This is a genomic window from Serratia nematodiphila DZ0503SBS1 (genome assembly GCF_000738675.1).
Classification (GTDB): Bacteria; Pseudomonadota; Gammaproteobacteria; order Enterobacterales; family Enterobacteriaceae; genus Serratia; species Serratia nematodiphila.
Map to the genome: position 1 here is coordinate 678,397 of NZ_JPUX01000001.1, position 18,312 is coordinate 696,708.

General features: G+C 60.3%; 16 protein-coding genes. 13 read left to right on the forward strand and 3 right to left on the reverse strand.

Annotated features, from left to right (window positions below):
- The first annotated feature begins 1 nt into the window (after position 1).
- From infB to yedF, 10 genes are all read left to right on the forward strand, one after another.
- Positions 2 to 2,689 (forward strand): translation initiation factor IF-2, encoded by a 2,688-nt coding sequence (gene infB, locus JL05_RS03105; protein ID WP_004933511.1) that lies wholly within the window; start codon positions 2 to 4, stop codon positions 2,687 to 2,689.
- 70 nt (positions 2,690 to 2,759) lie between these two features.
- Entirely contained in the window at positions 2,760 to 3,170 is a 411-nt protein-coding gene (gene rbfA / locus JL05_RS03110; protein WP_004933508.1) for a 30S ribosome-binding factor RbfA, read from the forward strand.
- Entirely contained in the window at positions 3,170 to 4,114 is a 945-nt protein-coding gene (truB, locus tag JL05_RS03115) for a tRNA pseudouridine(55) synthase TruB (protein WP_004933505.1), read from the forward strand. Before rbfA ends, truB begins: the two co-directional genes overlap by 1 nt.
- A 124-nt stretch (positions 4,115 to 4,238) precedes the next feature.
- On the forward strand, positions 4,239 to 4,508 hold the full coding sequence (gene rpsO / locus JL05_RS03120; RefSeq protein WP_004933502.1) for a 30S ribosomal protein S15: 270 nt from the start codon (positions 4,239 to 4,241) through the stop codon (positions 4,506 to 4,508).
- A gap of 256 nt (positions 4,509 to 4,764) precedes the next feature.
- A complete protein-coding gene (gene pnp, locus JL05_RS03125) occupies positions 4,765 to 6,882 on the forward strand; it encodes a polyribonucleotide nucleotidyltransferase (protein WP_004933498.1) in 2,118 nt (705 codons plus the stop codon).
- Between the two features lie 128 nt (positions 6,883 to 7,010).
- Complete coding sequence (gene nlpI, locus JL05_RS03130; protein WP_004933495.1) at positions 7,011 to 7,895, forward strand: lipoprotein NlpI; 885 nt, start codon at positions 7,011 to 7,013, stop codon at positions 7,893 to 7,895.
- A gap of 122 nt (positions 7,896 to 8,017) precedes the next feature.
- Positions 8,018 to 8,092, forward strand: coding sequence for a protein YrbN (gene yrbN / locus JL05_RS25890; RefSeq protein WP_223182019.1), 75 nt, complete (start codon positions 8,018 to 8,020; stop codon positions 8,090 to 8,092).
- On the forward strand, positions 8,082 to 10,004 hold the full coding sequence (locus tag JL05_RS03135) for a DEAD/DEAH family ATP-dependent RNA helicase (RefSeq protein WP_004933492.1): 1,923 nt from the start codon (positions 8,082 to 8,084) through the stop codon (positions 10,002 to 10,004). Before yrbN ends, JL05_RS03135 begins: the two co-directional genes overlap by 11 nt.
- A 146-nt stretch (positions 10,005 to 10,150) precedes the next feature.
- Positions 10,151 to 11,365, forward strand: coding sequence for a selenium metabolism membrane protein YedE/FdhT (gene yedE / locus JL05_RS03140; RefSeq protein ID WP_033631630.1), 1,215 nt, complete (start codon positions 10,151 to 10,153; stop codon positions 11,363 to 11,365).
- Positions 11,362 to 11,601 carry a sulfurtransferase-like selenium metabolism protein YedF gene (gene yedF / locus JL05_RS03145; RefSeq protein ID WP_004933486.1) on the forward strand — a complete coding sequence of 80 codons (240 nt, stop codon included), beginning with the start codon at positions 11,362 to 11,364 and terminating at the stop codon, positions 11,599 to 11,601. Before yedE ends, yedF begins: the two co-directional genes overlap by 4 nt.
- A 37-nt stretch (positions 11,602 to 11,638) precedes the next feature.
- Here yedF and JL05_RS03150 read toward each other — a convergent pair whose 3' ends face one another.
- Positions 11,639 to 12,652 (reverse strand): luciferase-like monooxygenase, encoded by a 1,014-nt coding sequence (locus tag JL05_RS03150; protein ID WP_033633542.1) that lies wholly within the window; start codon positions 12,650 to 12,652, stop codon positions 11,639 to 11,641.
- Positions 12,653 to 12,883: 231 nt separating this feature from the next.
- Between JL05_RS03150 and JL05_RS03155 the strand changes: the two genes are divergently transcribed.
- Genes JL05_RS03155 through JL05_RS03165 form a run of 3 tightly spaced genes read left to right on the forward strand, consistent with a single transcriptional unit; the run spans position 12,884 to position 16,130 of the window.
- Positions 12,884 to 13,855 (forward strand): HlyD family secretion protein, encoded by a 972-nt coding sequence (locus JL05_RS03155; RefSeq protein ID WP_004933479.1) that lies wholly within the window; start codon positions 12,884 to 12,886, stop codon positions 13,853 to 13,855.
- Positions 13,837 to 14,991 (forward strand): ABC transporter permease, encoded by a 1,155-nt coding sequence (locus tag JL05_RS03160; RefSeq protein ID WP_015376418.1) that lies wholly within the window; start codon positions 13,837 to 13,839, stop codon positions 14,989 to 14,991. The genes JL05_RS03155 and JL05_RS03160 overlap by 19 nt, the downstream gene beginning before the upstream one ends.
- A complete protein-coding gene (locus JL05_RS03165; protein ID WP_033631631.1) occupies positions 14,988 to 16,130 on the forward strand; it encodes an ABC transporter permease in 1,143 nt (380 codons plus the stop codon). Before JL05_RS03160 ends, JL05_RS03165 begins: the two co-directional genes overlap by 4 nt.
- A 210-nt stretch (positions 16,131 to 16,340) precedes the next feature.
- On the opposite strand, the gene JL05_RS03170 is transcribed toward JL05_RS03165, so the two are convergent.
- Together JL05_RS03170 and ubiU are read right to left on the reverse strand one after the other, a co-directional pair.
- Positions 16,341 to 17,219: a U32 family peptidase gene (locus tag JL05_RS03170; protein WP_033631632.1), complete on the reverse strand. Its 879-nt coding sequence runs from the start codon at positions 17,217 to 17,219 to the stop codon at positions 16,341 to 16,343.
- Between the two features lie 11 nt (positions 17,220 to 17,230).
- The gene (gene ubiU / locus JL05_RS03175; RefSeq protein WP_033631633.1) at positions 17,231 to 18,226 is read right to left on the reverse strand and encodes a ubiquinone anaerobic biosynthesis protein UbiU; all 996 of its coding nucleotides are present in this window, start codon (positions 18,224 to 18,226) and stop codon (positions 17,231 to 17,233) included.
- Positions 18,227 to 18,312 lie beyond the last annotated feature (86 nt).

An 18,312-nucleotide genomic window follows, 5' to 3' on the forward strand; every position in this document is an offset into this window, starting at 1 on the left:
CATGACGACAGATGTAACCGTAAAATCGCTGGCAGCAGAGATTCAGACTCCGGTTGATCGCCTGGTACAGCAGTTTGCTGATGCAGGGATCAACAAGTCCGAGTCGGACTCTGTTACCCAGCAAGAAAAAGAAACATTGCTGGCGCACCTGAACCGTGAACACGGCAGCGCGCCGGGTAAACTCACTTTGCAGCGCAAAACGCGCAGCACCTTGAATATCCCGAGCACCGGCGGTAAAAGTAAATCGGTGCAAATTGAGGTCCGCAAGAAACGCACTTATGTAAATCGCGATACGCAGGAAGCCCAGTTGGCTGAAGCGGCAGAGCAGGCACAGCGTGAAGCGGAAGAGCAGGCACGGCGCGAAGCGGAAGAGCTCGCAAAACGCGAAGCGGAAGCGAAGCGCGCAGCCGAAGAGCAAGCCAAACGTGAGGCCGCGGAGATTGCTAAGCGTAATTCAGCGGAAAAAGAAAAAGTGACCAATCAACATACCGACGAAATGACCAAGCCAGCTCAGGCGGAAAAAGCACGCCGTGAAGCCGAAGCCGCTGAACTGAAACGTAAAGCGGAAGAGGAAGTGCGCCGCAAGGTTGAAGAGGAAGCCAAGCGCGTGGCGGAAGAAGCCCGTCGCATGGCCGAAGAGAACGGCGAGAAGTGGGCCCAGGCAGACGCGGCAAGCGCCGCGGTTGAAAGCGCCGACTATCACGTGACCACCTCTCAGCACGCCCGTGCCGCGGAAGATGAAAACGACGCCAAAGTTGAAGGCGATCGTCGCAGCCGCACCCGCGGCGGCAAAGCCACCAAGCAGAAGAAAGGCAACAAGCTGTCCGAATCCAAAGCGGATCGCGAAGAAGCGCGCGCCGTTACCCGTGGCGGTAAAGGCAAACGCAAGCCTAGCGCTCTGCAGCAGGGCTTCAACAAGCCGGCGCAGGTGGTTAACCGCGACGTGGTGATCGGCGAAACCATCACCGTGGCCGAGCTGGCCAACAAGATGGCGGTAAAAGGTTCTCAGGTCATCAAAGTGATGATGAAGCTGGGCGCCATGGCCACCATCAACCAGGTTATCGACCAGGAAACCGCGCAGCTGGTTGCCGAAGAGATGGGCCACAAAGTTATCCTGCGTCGTGAAAACGAGCTGGAAGAAGCGCTGATGAGCGACCGTGATACGGGCGCTGCAGCCGAGCCGCGCGCGCCGGTCGTGACCATCATGGGCCACGTTGACCACGGTAAAACCTCTCTGCTGGACTACATCCGCTCCACCAAAGTGGCGGCGGGCGAAGCCGGCGGCATTACCCAGCACATCGGTGCCTACCACGTAGAAACCGAGAACGGCATGATCACCTTCCTGGACACCCCGGGCCACGCCGCGTTTACCTCGATGCGTGCTCGCGGTGCTCAGGCGACTGACATCGTGGTTCTGGTGGTGGCGGCCGACGACGGCGTGATGCCACAGACCATCGAAGCTATCCAGCACGCGAAAGCGGCGCAGGTGCCGTTGGTGGTTGCGGTGAACAAAATCGACAAGCCGGAAGCCGATCCGGACCGCGTTAAGCAGGAACTGTCCCAGTACGGCGTGATGCCGGAAGAGTGGGGCGGCGAAGCGCAGTTCGTCCACGTGTCCGCGAAAGCCGGTACCGGTATCGACGAGCTGCTGCAGGCTATCCTGCTGCAGGCCGAAGTTCTGGAACTGAAAGCGGTACGCAGCGGCATGGCGAGCGGCGTAGTGATCGAGTCCTTCCTGGATAAAGGCCGTGGTCCGGTGGCTACCGTGCTGGTTCAGGAAGGTACGCTGAACAAGGGCGACATCGTCCTGTGCGGCTTCGAATACGGCCGTGTGCGTGCGATGCGTGACGAGCTGGGCCGTGAAGTGACCTCCGCCGGTCCGTCCATCCCTGTGGAAATCCTGGGTCTGTCCAGCGTGCCTGCAGCGGGTGACGAAGCGACCGTGGTGCGTGACGAGAAGAAAGCGCGTGAAGTGGCGCTGTACCGTCAGGGCAAGTTCCGCGAAGTCAAACTGGCGCGTCAGCAGAAGTCCAAGCTGGAAAACATGTTCGCCAACATGACCGACGGCGAAGTGTCCGAGCTGAACATCGTACTGAAATCCGACGTTCAGGGTTCTTGCGAAGCGATCAGCGACTCGCTGCTGAAACTCTCCACCGACGAAGTGAAGGTGAAGATTGTCGGCTCCGGCGTAGGTGGTATCACCGAAACCGATGCGACGCTGGCTGCGGCTTCCAACGCCATCATCCTGGGCTTCAACGTGCGTGCCGACGCTTCTGCGCGCCGCGTGATCGAAGCGGAAAGCCTGGATCTGCGTTACTACTCCGTGATCTATAACCTGATCGACGAAGTGAAGCAGGCGATGAGCGGCATGCTGGCGCCGGAATACAAGCAGCAGATCATCGGCCTGGCCGAAGTGCGCGACGTGTTCAAATCGCCTAAGTTCGGCGCTATCGCCGGCTGTATGGTTACCGAAGGGACCATCAAGCGTCACAACCCAATCCGCGTACTGCGCGACAACGTGGTTATCTATGAAGGCGAGCTGGAATCCCTGCGTCGCTTCAAAGATGACGTTAACGAAGTCCGTAACGGCATGGAATGTGGTATCGGCGTTAAGAACTATAACGACGTGCGCGTCGGCGACATGATCGAAGTGTTCGAAATCATTGAGATCCAACGCACCATCGCTTAACGATTGCACATCTGCTTATATCTGTTTACGGGGGGCCTTTGTGCCCCCCGATTTGTCTGGAGAATCCAAAATGGCAAAAGAATTCAGCCGCGGTCAACGCGTGGCGCAAGAGATGCAGAAAGAGATTGCGATCATTCTGCAGCGTGAAGTGAAAGATCCGCGCGTCGGCATGGCGACCGTTTCCGGCGTGGAAGTGTCCCGTGACCTGGCGTACGCCAAGGTTTACGTCACCTTCCTGAACGTGCTGACCGAGAACCACGATCCGGATCTGGTCACCAACGGCATCAAAGCGTTGCAGGACGCTTCCGGTTACATCCGCACCCTGCTGGGCAAAGCGATGCGCCTGCGCGTGGTGCCGGAGCTGACCTTCGCCTACGACAACTCCCTGGTGGAAGGCATGCGCATGTCCAACCTGGTGACCAACGTGGTGAAGAACGACGCCGAGCGCCGTTCCGCCTCAGGCGATGACAAGGAGGACTGATGAGTCGCCCTCGTCGCCGCGGCCGTGATATCCACGGCGTGCTGTTGCTGGACAAGCCGCAGGGTTTGTCGTCCAACGATGCGCTGCAAAAAGTAAAACGCCTGTACAACGCCAACCGGGCGGGCCATACCGGCGCGCTCGATCCGTTGGCGACCGGCATGCTGCCTATCTGCCTGGGTGAAGCGACCAAGTTTTCGCAATATCTGCTCGATTCCGATAAACGTTATCGGGTGATCGCCAAACTGGGGCAGCGTACCGATACCTCCGACGCCGACGGTCAGATCGTGCAGGAGCGCCCGGTGAACTTTACCCAGGCGCAGCTCGACGCGGCGCTGGACACCTTCCGCGGTGACATCCAGCAGGTGCCGTCGATGTATTCGGCGCTGAAATACCAGGGCAAGAAACTCTACGAGTATGCGCGCCAGGGGATTGAAGTGCCGCGCGAAGCGCGCAGCATCACGGTGTACGAGCTGCAGTTTATCCGCTGGGAAGGGGATGAGCTGGAGCTGGAGATCCACTGCTCGAAAGGCACCTACATCCGCACCATCACCGACGATCTCGGCGAGCTGCTGGGCTGCGGCGCGCACGTGATTTATCTGCGCCGCCTGCAGGTGGCGACTTATCCGATCGCGCGCATGGTGACGCTGGAACAGCTGAATGCTTTGCTGGCGCAGGCGCAGGAACAAGCGATCGCGCCCGGCGAGCTGCTCGATCCGCTGCTGATGCCGATGGACAGCCCGGTTGAGAACTATCCGGAAGTGAATTTGCTGCCGGTGGTGGCGGGCTACGTCAAGCAAGGGCAGCCAGTGCAGGTGGCCGGTGCGCCGGCCTCCGGCATGGTGCGTATCACCGAGGGTGAAGAGCGGAAATTCATCGGCGTTGGCGACATCGCCGAGGATGGTCGCGTGGCGCCGCGCCGCCTGGTGGTCGAACATTTCGACTGACGGCGGGGCACTGCGTCGCCTTGCGATCGCACTGCGCTAAGAGTAGAATGGCGCAGCTTATGCATTGGGTTGCTGAATTAGAGATCGGCGCCTGTTTTTATTATCTATAATCTGGAGTATTACAATGTCTCTAAGTGTTGAAGCTAAAGCTCAAATCGTAGCTGATTTCGGTCGTGGTACTAACGACAGCGGTTCTACCGAAGTTCAGGTTGCCCTGCTGACTGCGCAGATCAACCATCTGCAAGGCCACTTCTCCGAGCACAAAAAAGATCACCACAGCCGTCGTGGTCTGCTGCGTATGGTTTCTCAGCGTCGTAAGCTGCTGGACTACCTGAAGCGTAAAGATGTAGCACGTTACACCAGCCTGATCGAGCGTCTGGGTCTGCGTCGCTAATCTAGCAAGTTTCAGTGGAAAGGGGCCTATTTTGGCCCCTTTCTTCTAGGAAGCATAAGCAAATCAGGTTAATGTATTACTGATGTTTCCAAACAGGTTCTTCCGTTACAGAGGTTCGCGCGGCTAATGAGAGGCTTTATCTCCCGCCTGAGATAAGGATTGTCATTAGTCGCGAGGATGTAGTGAGAAGGCAAATCGAGTCACAGGCGTGTCGAGTCGTCAATGCGATTGCGCGCCGCTAATCAAGGATATAATTTTGCTGACACCGATCATTCGCAAATTCCAGTATGGCCAGCATACCGTCACCATCGAAACCGGTATGATGGCTCGTCAGGCCACCGCCGCCGTTATGGTGAGCATGGATGACACCGCCGTATTCGTTACCGTCGTTGGCCAGAAAAAAGCCAAGCCGGGCCAGAGCTTCTTCCCGCTGACCGTTAACTACCAAGAGCGTACCTACGCCGCCGGCCGCATCCCGGGCAGCTTCTTCCGTCGCGAAGGCCGTCCGAGCGAAGGCGAGACCCTGACTTCCCGTCTGATCGACCGTCCGATCCGTCCACTGTTCCCGGACAGCTTCCTGAACGAAGTTCAGGTGATCGCGACCGTGGTTTCCGTTAACCCGCAGGTGAATCCGGACATCGTTGCGATGATCGGTGCCTCTGCCGCCCTGAGCCTGTCCGGTATTCCGTTCAACGGCCCAATCGGCGCCGCGCGCGTGGGTTACATCAACGATCAGTACGTGCTGAACCCGACGACCGACGAGCTGAAAGAAAGCCGTCTGGATCTGGTGGTTGCCGGTACTGCCGGTGCGGTGCTGATGGTTGAATCCGAAGCGGACGTGCTGAGCGAAGATCAGATGCTGGGCGCCGTGGTGTTCGGCCACGACCAGCAGCAAGTGGTTATCGAAAACATCAACGCGCTGGTTGCCGAAGCCGGCAAACCGAAGTGGGATTGGCAGGCGCCTGCGGTCAACGAAGCGCTGCACGCGCGCGTGGCTGAACTGGCCGAAGCTCGCCTGGGCGACGCTTACCACATCACCGAAAAACAAGAGCGTTACGCTCAGGTTGACGCGATCAAAGACAGCGTGGTTGAAACCCTGCTGGCGCAGGACGAAACGCTGGACGCCGGTGAGATCCAGGACATCCTGGGCAACCTGGAGAAAAACGTGGTGCGCAGCCGCGTACTGCGTGGCGAGCCGCGTATCGACGGCCGTGAAAAAGACATGATCCGTGGCCTGGACGTGCGCACCGGCGTACTGCCGCGCACCCACGGTTCCGCGCTGTTCACCCGTGGCGAAACTCAGGCGCTGGTTACCGCGACCCTGGGCACCGCGCGCGACGCACAGAACCTGGACGAGCTGATGGGCGAGAAGACCGACAGCTTCCTGTTCCACTACAACTTCCCTCCGTACTCCGTAGGCGAAACCGGCATGGTCGGTTCTCCTAAGCGTCGTGAAATCGGTCACGGTCGCCTGGCGAAACGCGGCGTATTGGCTATGATGCCTAAACCGGAAGATTTCCCGTACACGGTTCGCGTGGTGTCTGAAATCACCGAATCCAACGGTTCTTCTTCCATGGCTTCCGTGTGCGGCGCGTCTCTGGCACTGATGGACGCCGGTGTGCCAATTAAGGCTGCCGTTGCGGGCATCGCGATGGGCCTGGTGAAAGAAGCCGACAACTATGTGGTTCTGTCCGACATTCTGGGTGACGAAGATCACCTGGGCGACATGGACTTCAAAGTGGCCGGTAGCCGCGACGGTATCACCGCGCTGCAGATGGACATCAAAATCGAAGGCATCACCCGCGAAATCATGCAGGTGGCTCTGAACCAGGCCAAGGGCGCGCGTCTGCACATCCTGGGCGTAATGGAACAGGCTATCAGCACTCCGCGCGGCGATATCTCCGAATTCGCACCACGCATTCATACTATCCGCATCAACCCGGATAAAATCAAAGACGTGATCGGTAAGGGCGGTTCCGTTATCCGCGCGCTGACCGAAGAGACTGGCACTACCATCGAAATCGAAGATGATGGTACAGTTAAAATCGCTGCGACCGACGGTGAGAAAGCGAAATTCGCTATCCGTCGCATCGAAGAGATCACGGCAGAGATCGAAGTGGGCCGTATCTACCAGGGTAAAGTGACCCGTATCGTTGATTTCGGCGCATTCGTCGCTATCGGCGGTGGTAAAGAAGGTCTGGTGCACATTTCTCAGATCGCCGACAAGCGCGTTGAGAAAGTGACCGACTATCTGCAGATGGGTCAGGAAGTGCCGGTTAAGGTACTGGAAGTTGACCGTCAGGGCCGCGTGCGTCTGAGCATCAAAGAAGCGATGGCGCCGGAAGCGGGTTCACCTGCGCCTGAAGCAGAATAACTGTATAGATAGTTTTACAGCTCCCCGCCACGGGGTTGGGGGCTGTTCGTATCGCGCGGGTAGGATGCCCGCGTTTTAGCAAACGGAGGACAGGACGTTCATCCAATGTTTGTCTTCGGGAGTGGGAAATGAAGCCTTTCTTGCGCTGGTGTTACGTTGCGACAGCACTCATGCTGGCAGGATGCAGCAACCATGATTGGCGTAAAGACGAAGTTTTGGCAATCCCGTTGCAGCCTACGTTGCAGCAGGAAGTGATCCTGGCGCGCATGGAACAAATTCTTGCCAGCCGGGCACTGACGGATGACGAACGCGCACAGCTTTTATATGAGCGCGGTGTGCTGTATGATAGCCTCGGGTTACGTGCATTAGCGCGCAATGATTTCTCGCAGGCGCTGGCGATACGTCCCGACATGCCGGAAGTTTTCAACTACCTGGGCATTTACTTAACGCAGGCAGGCAATTTTGATGCTGCCTATGAAGCGTTTGATTCTGTACTAGAGCTTGATCCAACTTACAATTACGCGCGTTTAAACCGGGGCATCGCACTGTATTATGGCGGCCGCTTCCCGTTGGCGCAGGATGATCTGCAGGCGTTTTATCAAGACGACCCAAACGATCCCTTCCGTTCGTTATGGCTGTATCTGGTGGAGCGAGAAATCGATCCCAAGAAGGCCGAGGTAGCGCTTCAGCAGCGCTATGACAAAGCGGACAGAGGGCAATGGGGATGGAATATTGTCGAATTCTACCTGGGCAAGATCAGCGAAAAAACGCTGATGGAACGCCTCAAGGCAGATGCAACGGATAACACTTCGCTCGCTGAGCATCTCAGTGAAACTGACTTCTATTTGGGTAAACACTACCTGAGTCTGGGGGACAAGGACACCGCTTCGGCGCTGTTCAAACTGACGGTGTCTAACAACGTTCACAACTTCGTTGAGCACCGCTATGCATTGTTGGAATTGGCGCTTTTAGGCCAAGAGCAAGACGACCTATCGGAATCGGACCAGCAATAGCTGACGAACACCTATCAGCCTGATGAACATTGGTTTTTAACCAAAGTTATCGCCTTCACGGGCGAGGGCTTTTTTGTTCGTTTTATAATCTAATTTGAGCCGGTTCACACTTTTCAATGAAAATGACTGAAAATTTTCTCGACGAGTTATGTAGACTGGCTGCCATTATTAATGAGGCACGTGTACATGACGACTGAGTTTGAAACCTCTTTTGCCGATCTGGGGCTGTCTGCTCCAATCATTTCCGCCCTGAACGATCTGGGCTATGAAAAACCATCTCCGATCCAGGCTGAGTGTATTCCTCACCTGTTGAACGGCCGCGACGTGCTGGGCATGGCGCAGACCGGTAGTGGTAAAACTGCAGCGTTCTCGCTGCCGCTGCTGCACAACCTGCAGGCAGATCTGAAAGCACCTCAGATCCTGGTGCTGGCGCCGACCCGCGAACTGGCGGTTCAGGTTGCCGAAGCGATGACCGATTTCTCCAAACACATGAACGGCGTCAACGTGGTAGCCCTGTACGGCGGCCAGCGTTACGACGTGCAGTTGCGCGCTCTGCGCCAGGGCCCGCAAATCGTTGTGGGTACCCCAGGCCGCCTGCTGGACCACCTGAAGCGCGGCACCCTGAACCTCTCCAACCTGAGCGGTCTGGTGCTGGATGAAGCCGACGAAATGCTGCGCATGGGCTTTATCGAAGACGTAGAAACCATCATGGCTGAGATCCCGGCTGAACATCAGACCGCGCTGTTCTCCGCCACCATGCCGGAAGCGATCCGTCGCATTACTCGCCGCTTCATGAAAGAGCCGCAGGAAGTGCGCATCCAGTCCAGCGTGACTACCCGTCCGGACATCAGCCAGAGCTACTGGTCGGTCTACGGCATGCGTAAAAACGAAGCGCTGGTGCGTTTCCTGGAAGCCGAAGACTTTGACGCGGCGATCATCTTCGTCCGTACCAAGAACGCGACCCTGGAAGTGGCCGAAGCGCTGGAGCGCAGCGGTTACAGCAGCGCCGCGCTGAACGGCGACATGAATCAGGCGCTGCGTGAGCAGACCCTGGAGCGCCTGAAAGACGGTCGTCTGGATATCCTGATCGCGACCGACGTTGCGGCCCGTGGCCTGGACGTTGAGCGCATCAGCCTGGTTGTCAACTACGACATCCCGATGGACTCCGAGTCTTACGTTCACCGTATCGGCCGTACCGGTCGTGCGGGCCGCGCCGGCCGCGCGCTGCTGTTCGTGGAAAACCGCGAACGCCGCCTGCTGCGCAACATCGAACGCACCATGAAGCTGACTATCCCTGAAGTGGAGCTGCCAAACGCAGAACTGCTGGGCGAGCGTCGTCTGGCCAAGTTCGCGGCGAAAGTTCAGCAGCAGCTGGAAAGCAGCGATCTGGATCTGTACCGCGCACTGCTGACCAAACTGCAGCCGGAAGAAGAGCTGGATATGGAAACCCTGGCCGCAGCGCTGCTGAAAATGGCTCAGGGCGAACGTCCGCTGATCCTGCCGCCGGATCCGGTCTTCAAGCCACGTCAGCGCCGCGAGTTCAACGACCGTGACGATCGTCGCGGTGACCGTGGCGACCGTCGTGACAGCCGTGACGGCGATCGTCCGCGTCGCGAACGTCGTGACGTTGGCGAAATGCAGCTGTACCGCATCGAAGTGGGCCGTGACGATGGCGTAGAAGTGCGTCACATCGTTGGCGCTATCGCTAACGAAGGCGACATCAGCAGCCGTTACATCGGTAACATCAAGCTGTTCGCTTCCCACTCCACCATCGAGCTGCCAAAAGGCATGCCGGGCGAGATCCTGAATCACTTCACTCGCACCCGCATCCTGAACAAGCCGATGAACATGCAGCTGCTGGGCGATGCACAGCCGTTCGAACGTCGCGAGCGTCGTGACGGTGGCAACGGTGGCGAGCGTCGCGGCAACGGTCGTCCGTTCAACGGCGAACGTCGCGAAGGCGGCCCGCGTCGCTCCTTCGGCGAACGTCGTGAAGGCGGTAACGGCGGCGAGCGTCGTGGCGGTAACTACAACCGTGACGGCAAGCCGGCGCCACGCCGTGATGACGGCGCACCGGCAGCACCACGTCGTCGTTTCGGCGACGCGTAATCGCTGATTCGCCGTTCGCGGTGAAGCGCTCTGAAAAACCAGCCTGCGGGCTGGTTTTTTTATGCCTGAAAGTTGCCGTCAAACGCCCCTGAATGGCGTATCATTCATAAGGTTTTTTCTTACGGATGATATGCACGGGAGATGCCATGAGTTGGCAGCAGTTTAAATCTCAATACCTGGTGCGCTTTTGGGCGCCGCTGCCGGCGGTGATCGCCGCCGGGATCCTTTCTACCTACTACTTCGGCATGACCGGCACCTTCTGGGCGGTGACCGGCGAGTTCACCCGCTGGGGCGGTCATGTGCTGCAGTGGTTCGGCCTGCACCCCGAGCAGTGGGGCTATTTCAAGGTCATCGGCCTGCAGGGCACGCCGCTGGAGCGCATCGACGGGCGGATGATCATCGGCATGTTCGCCGGCTGCATCGCCGCCGCGCTGTGGGCCAACAATATCAAACTGCGTCAGCCGCAGCACCGCATTCGCATCGTGCAGGCGCTGCTGGGCGGCATCATCGCCGGCTTCGGCGCACGCCTGGCGATGGGCTGCAACCTGGCGGCGTTCTTCACCGGCATTCCTCAGTTCTCGTTGCACGCCTGGTTCTTCGCGCTGGCGACCGCCGCCGGCTCCTACTTCGGCGCCAAATTCACGCTGCTGCCGATGTTCCGCATTCCGGTCAAGTTGCAAAAGGTGAAGGCCGCCGCGCCGCTGACGCAGAAGCCTGAGCAGGCGCGCCGCCGTTTCCGGCTGGGCATGGCGATCTTCGGCCTGGCGGTAGCCTGGTCGCTGTGGACGCTGTTCGATGCGCCGAAGCTCGGCATCGCCATGCTGTTCGGCATCGGCTTTGGCCTGCTGATCGAGCGCGCGCAGATCTGCTTCACTTCGGCGTTCCGCGATCTGTGGATCACCGGCCGCACCCACATGGCGAAAGCCATCATCATTGGCATGGCGGTGAGCGCCATCGGCATCTTCAGCTATGTGCAGCTCGGCGTGGCGCCGAAGATCATGTGGGCCGGCCCGAATGCGGTGCTGGGCGGTTTGCTGTTCGGCTTCGGCATCGTGCTGGCCGGCGGCTGCGAGACCGGTTGGATGTACCGCGCCGTGGAAGGGCAGGTGCACTACTGGTGGGTGGGGTTGGGCAACATCATCGGCGCTACGCTGCTGGCCTATTACTGGGACGACCTGGCGCCGGCGCTGGCGACCGACTACGACAAGATCAACCTGCTCGATACCTTCGGCACGATCGGCGGCCTGCTGGTGACTTACCTGCTGCTGGCGCTGGCCTTCGCCGCCATGCTGTGGTGGGAGAAACGCTTTTTCCGCGCCCGGCCTGAGGCGCAGGTGGTGAATTTGAGGAGCATGCCATGAAAGAGACGACGATAGTGCCGGACTACCGGCTGGACATGCTGGGCGAGCCTTGCCCGTACCCGGCGGTGGCGACGCTGGAGGCGATGCCGCAGCTGAAGCCGGGGGAGATCCTGGAGGTGATCAGTGATTGCCCGCAGTCGATCAACAACATCCCGCTCGATGCGCGCAACCACGGCTACAAGGTGCTGGATATCCAGCAGGACGGGCCGACCATCCGCTATCTGATCCAGCGTTAACGCCGAGGCGGTGGGGTTCCCACCGCCTTTTCGCTTTTTAGCCCTTCACGATGTCGCCTTTCACGCCGGCGACGATCTCGAACGAACGCAGCCGCGCCTGATGATCGAAGATCTGGCCGTTGACCATGATCTCGTCGGCATCGGTTTCACGCAGCAGCGTTTGCAGCCCGTGACGCACCGTTTTTTCATCGCCGACGATCGACATCCGCAGCGCCTGTTCGACGCCGTACTGCTCGCCGGCGGTCCACAGCGCGTGGATGTTATCCACCGGCGGCGGCAGCGGGCCGGGCGAACCGCGGCGCAGATTGATGAACTGCTGCTGCATCGAGCTGAACAGGAAGCGCGCGTCGCGGTCGCTGTCGGCGGCGATCACGTTGACGCACACCATGGCGTGCGGCTGCGCCAGCTGTTTGGAGGGTTTGAAGTTCTCGCGGTACAGCTGCAGCGCCTGGAACAGCATATCCGGGGCGAAGTGCGAAGCGAAGGCGAACGGCAGGCCGAGCTGCGCCGCCAGCTGTGCGCTGTAGAGGCTGGAGCCGAGCAGCCAGAGCGGCACATGCAGCCCCTGGCCCGGCACCGCCTGCACCGGCTGGCCGGGCTGCGCGTCGCAGAAGTAGTTTTGCAGTTCCTGCACGTCGCGCGGGAAGGTATCCACATCGCCGGACAGGTGGCGGCGCAGCGCCATCATGGTGCGTTGATCGGTGCCGGGCGCGCGGCCCAGCCCCAGATCGATGCGGCCGGGGTAGAGCGATTCCAGCGTGCCGAACTGTTCGGCGATCACCAGCGGCGCATGGTTTGGCAGCATTACGCCGCCGGAGCCGAGGCGAATGCTCTGGGTGCCGGCGGCCAGATAGCCCAGCAGCACCGAGGTGGCGGCGCTGCCGATGCCGGTCATATTGTGGTGCTCGGCCAGCCAGTAGCGCTGGTAGCCCCAGCGTTCGGCGTGTTGCGCCAGATCCAGCGAACAGTGGAAAGCGTCGCGCGCCTTGGCCCCTTGCGGGATTGGCGATAAATCCAGTACCGAAAGCGGTACGGCAGTGTGTTCAGTCATGACATCGTCCATCAGAGAGTGGATCGCTTAAAGGGCGATTGCAGGAGTCTGCATACTAAAAGGCCGAAAAAAGATGCTTTTTAGTGTTAAAAGCATAATCCAATTTATAGTTATAAAAGAGGAGATATGTGCTTGTGATATCCTCATGAGTGCAATGGTGTTTTTTGGAGCAATTTGAGACATGGAAATGATGATCCCCGCCCGCCGCTTACCGTTCCGGGAGCCGATATAATGAAAAAAAAGACGCTGTTTACCCTGTTGCTGATGATGGTGGCGATCGCATTGGCGATCCTGTTCCGCGCGCACAATCAGGATCTGTTGCTGCAGGGTGAAGTGGATGCCCCCGAAGTGATCGTCGCATCCAAGGCGAAAGGCCGGGTTGTTGAACGCCTGATCGAACGCGGCGATGACGTGAAAAGCGGCCAGCTGATCATCCAACTCGACAGCCCCGAATTGATGGCGCAGCTGCGCTCCGCGCAGGCGACGCGCGACGAGGCCAAAGCGCAGCTCGAGCTGTCGCTGCACGGCACCCGAGAAGAGAGCATCCGCAACCTGCGCGCCAACCTGGCGCAGGCCGAGGCGCAGTACCGCAATGCGCAAAACGACTACAACCGTAACCTGAGCGTGGCCGGCAAGGGCTATATCTCGAAGTCCGAGCTGGATGCTTCGCGCCGGTCGCGCGACACCGCCTTCCAGCAGGTGCAGGCCGCCAAGGCCAACCTGGATGAAGGCATCAACGGCGACCGCGTCGAGCAGCGGCAGCAATATGCGGCGGCGCTGCGGGCGGCGGAAGAGAACCTGCTGCAGATCCAGGCGCAGAGCGACGATCTGCAGGTGAAAGCGCCGGTGGACGGCGAAGTGGGGCCGATCCCGGCCGAAGTGGGCGAATTGCTGAACGCCGGCAGCCCGCTGGTGACGTTGATCCGGGTGCCGGACGCTTACTTCGTGTTTAACCTGCGTGAAGACATCCTGGCCCACGTGCGCAAAGGCGACAAGGTCAAGCTGCGAGTGCCGGCGCTGAAGGACAAAATGATCGACACCGAGGTGCGCTACATCGCGCCGCTGGGGGATTACGCCACCAAACGCGCCACCCGCGCCACCGGCGACTTCGACCTGAAAACCTTCGAAGTGCGCCTGTATCCGTCACAGCCGGTGGACGGCCTGCGTCCGGGGATGAGCACCTTATGGCAATGGAAAGAGTAAGGGCCGGCTGGCGCTGCTTCAGTCACGCGTTCGACAAAGAGTGTCGCGTCGCCTTTCGCAGCCCGGTGGTGCACTGGCTGAGCTGGATCTTTCCGCTGATCCTGTTTGCGCTGATCAGCAGCAACTTCTCCGAAGGCACGCTGCTCGATCTGCCGGTCTCGGTGGTGGACAGCGATCACAGCCCGCTGTCCAAATCGCTGACGCGGCGGCTGGACGCCGGGTCGCACGCCCACGTCGAGGCATACGGCGGCGGGTTGCCGGAGTCGCTGAGCCGCCTGCGCAGCGCGCAGGATTACGCGTTGCTGTATATCCCGCCGGACTTTGAGGCCAACGCGCTGTCGGGCAAACAGCCGAGCGTGGTGATGTACTACAACGCGCTGTTTTACGGCGCCGGGCTGTACTCCACCCAGGACTTCGGCGGCCTGATGAACGAAATCAACGCCAGCACCCGCAGCATCATCGCCACCGAGATGGGCAAAACGTTACCGCCGCTGGCGGACGTGACGCTCTCCTACGGCAGCCTGTTCAACGCCAGCGGCAGCTATATCTATTACCAGCAGTTCGCCGCCACCATCCACCTGCTGCAGCTGTTCGCGGTGACCTGCATGATCTATGTGCTGGCGCGCAGCAAGTCGCTGCTGCAGGCCAAGCCGTTCAGCCTGGCGCTGCTCGGCAAGCTGGCGCCGTACACGCTGTGTTTCACCACCCTGCTGATGGTCGAGATCGCGGCGCTGGTGGGCATCTTTGACGCCCGCGTCAGCGGCAATCCTCTGTTTATGCTGATGATCGGCTTGTTCTACGTGATGGCGGCGCAGAGTATCGGCCTGCTGCTGTACACCTTTACCGGCAGTACCATCACCGCGTACAGCCTGATCGGTATTTTGGTCAGTATCGCGATGACCTTCTCCGGCATGGCGGTGCCTGAGCTGTCGATGCCGCTGCCGGCGCGCATCATTTCCAACATCGAACCGCTGACCCACGCGCTGTACGCGATGTTTGACGTGTTCCTGCGGCAGGTGCACGCCAGCGCCATCTTCAGCGTGTGCGCGCTGCTGGCGGTCTATCCGCTGGTGGCCGCGCTGCTGGTGCGCAATCGCCTGCCGGCGCGGCTGGCAAAAGAGGGGAGCGCCGGATGAAGCTCTATTGGCAAACCTTCGTTAAGGTGCTGCTCGGCATGCTGGAGCGGCCGGTGTGGCTGATGCTGATCCTGTCGCTGTGCATCATGAGCCTGGTGTACGCCAACCGCACGGTGTGGGATCTGCCGGTGGGCGTGATCGATCAGGATCACAGCACCGCCAGCCGGCAGCTGATCCGCCAACTGGACGCAACCTCCAAGATCGCGATTGAAACCTACGACAGCCTGGAACAGGCGCAGCGCGATCTTAGCTGGCGCAAGCTGTTTGCGGTGATCATCATGCCGGTGGATCTGGAGAAGAAAATTCTCAGCGGGCAGAACATCGTGGTGCCGATGTACGGCGACGCCACCAACCGCCTGGCCAACGGCCAGATCCAGCAGGACGTGGTGGCGGCCTATCAGCAACTGCTGACGCAATACAACAACGGGCTGCTGCTGCGCAGCGGCTTCAGCGAACGGCAGGCGCAGATACTGCTGACGCCGATACTGGGGCAAACGCTGGACGTGTTCAACCCCGGCATCAGCTTTGCGGCGATCATCTTCCCCGGCCTGCTGGTGATGCTGTTGCAGCACTCGCTGCTGATCGCTTGTATCCGCGTCAATATCGCCATGAAGAGCATGCCCGGCGGCAAGGCGCCGCTGGCGGCGCACCTCGGCGGGCTGACGGCGCTGCTGCCGATCTGGCTGTTCCTGTCGATCGTGTTGTTCGTGCTGTGGCCGTGGGTATTGGGCTATAGGCAGACGGCGAACATCGCCGAGCTGCTGCTGCTGACCTTCCCGTTCCTGTTGGCGGTATTGGGGCTGGGCAAGCTGGTGACCGAGTGCCTGCGCAGCGTCGAGATGATCTACCTGACGCTGGCGTTCATCACCACGCCGATCTTCTACCTGTCCGGCACTATCTGGCCGCTGCAGTCGATGCCGGCCTGGGTGCGCGCCATCTCGTACAGCATTCCCTCCACCTGGGGCACCAAGGCGATCGCCGGCGTCAACCAGATGGGGCTGTCGCTGAATGAGGTGTGGGGCGACGTCGCCATGATGCTGGTGCTCGGCGTGGTCTATACCCTGCTGGGCTTCGGCGTCGGCTTCTTGCGCAACAGCGTGGCGCTGCGCGGGATGTTCAGGAAGCGGCGGGCGAGTTGATCCCCTCATTGCCCCTTTATTTGGCGACTAAAATTAATGCTTTTAATTTCAATAAAATGCATTCTTTGCCGGAAAAAGGGGGTTGGGGTGAGTAAAGGCTATTACCTTTTGCTCTCAGTAGGTTAGGATCACTTACTAACTGTTCACTGCCGTACAGGCAGATCTAATGAGCACCACAATGGGTGCCCATTTGTTGAATGCAAGGGGGCTTCACCCCACCAACTCCAGCCCTGCCACCCGGCGCCAGTAGCCGTTGCAGTCGGCGCGGTTGGTCAAGGCCAGCGGCTGCTCGCCGCGTTCATTGGCGCGGAAGGCGTCGATCTGCGCCAGCGTCTCGGTGCCCTGCGGCGACAGCCGCACGATGTCCACCAGCCCCTGCATGCTTGGCAGCTCGTTGCCGAGGTTGTAGCAGTAGCCGCTCATGGTCTGGATGCCGTTGAGCACGAACACCTGCTGTTGCTCCTGGGAGCGCATCATGCGGCCCTGCGGATATTTGATGCAGCAGGTTTCGCACTCGTCCTTGCCGCGGTTCTCCGAGCGGGCGGTGAAGCAGCGCGCCGAGTAGGCCAACGGCAGGTGGCCGTAGCTCAGCACCTCTACCTCGAAATCGTGGCGGAAGCCCAGCTCGTCGCACTGCGTCAGCAGATTGGCCAGCCAGTCGCGCGACAGTTCGACCGGCATGCACCAGCGCACCATGCCCTGGCGGCGCAGCAGGCGCAGGGTATAGGCGTTGTAGCAGTTCAGCGCATGGCCGGCGACGAACGGCAAACCGCGTTCCGCCGCCATGTTCACCGCGCCCAGATCGTTGGCTTCAAGCAGGAACTCGCCGTTCTCCACATAGCGTTTCAGCTCATTCAGCTCGGACGGCGCCTGCAGCAACGCCAGCGTGGAGATCACCACCTGTTTGCCGCTATGGGCGATCTCGCGCGCCAGCGCCAGCCAATCGCTGACCTTCATCTCGCGCCGTTTGGTGCAGACGCTCTCGCCAAGGTAAATGATGTCGGCGCTGCTCTCCGCCGCCTGTTGATAGAACGCCGCGATGTCGGTTTTCGGCCAGTAGTAGAGTACCGGCCCCAGTGCATATTTCATGTTTCCTCCGGCTACTGCCATTTGCGGTGATAGGCGCCCAGCGTGGTCTGGGTGCCTTCGGACATCGCACCCAGCGTCTCCATCCAGGCGGCGTCGGCGCGATAGGCGGCGGGATTGGCCTGACAACGGTCGATCGCCTGGCGCCAGACGCGCGCCACCTGGCTGACGTAAGCCGGGCTGCGCTGGCGGCCTTCGATCTTCACCGAGGCGATGTTGGCGGCCAGCAGCTCCGGCAGCAGCTCCAGCGTATTGAGGCTGGTGGGCTCTTCCAGCGCGTGGTAGCGCACGTCGTCCACCAGATAGCGGCCCTTGCACAGCGTCGGGTAACCGGCGTTTTCGTGGTCCTGGTAACGGTCGATCAGCACGTCGTTCAGGCGCGACTCCATGCCCTGCGGGGTTTGCTGCCAGCGCACGAAGCGCGCCGGCGAGCAGGCGCCGACGGTGTTCGGCGACTCGCCGGTCAGGTAGGAGGAGAGGTAGCAGCGCCCCTCGGCCATGATGCACAGGCTGCCGAAGGCGAACACTTCCAGCGGCACCGGGCTGGTGCGCGCCAGCTGTTTCACCTGATGCATCGACAGCACGCGCGGCAGCACCACCCGGCCCACCTCGAAGTTGCGCTGGTAGAAACGGATCGCCTCCTCGTTGGTGGCGGAAGCCTGCACCGAAACATGGCGCTCCAGCTGTGGGTAGCGCTGGGCGGCGTATTCCAGCATCGCCAGATCCGCCAGAATCAGCGCGTCGGCGCCCAGCTGGGCGGCCATATCCACCGCGCGCTGCCAGCGGGCGTAGCCGTCGGGATGGGCGAAGGTGTTGATGGCGATATGCAGTTTACGGCCGTGGCGATGCACGTAATCAACCGCTTCCTGCAGCTTTTTCTCGGTGAAGTTGAGGCCGGCGAAGTGGCGCGCGTTGGTATCGTCTTTCAGACCGATGTAAACGGCGTCGGCGCCGTTATCCACCGCGGCCTTCAGGGCCGGCAGGTTGCCGGCGGGGCAAAGCAGCTCCATAGATTTATCCTGGCTTAGCCGTACGCCCGGCCGGGCGCACGCTGTCTTTAAAGGTTGCCGGCGGCGGTGTTCCGCCGGCAAACGCG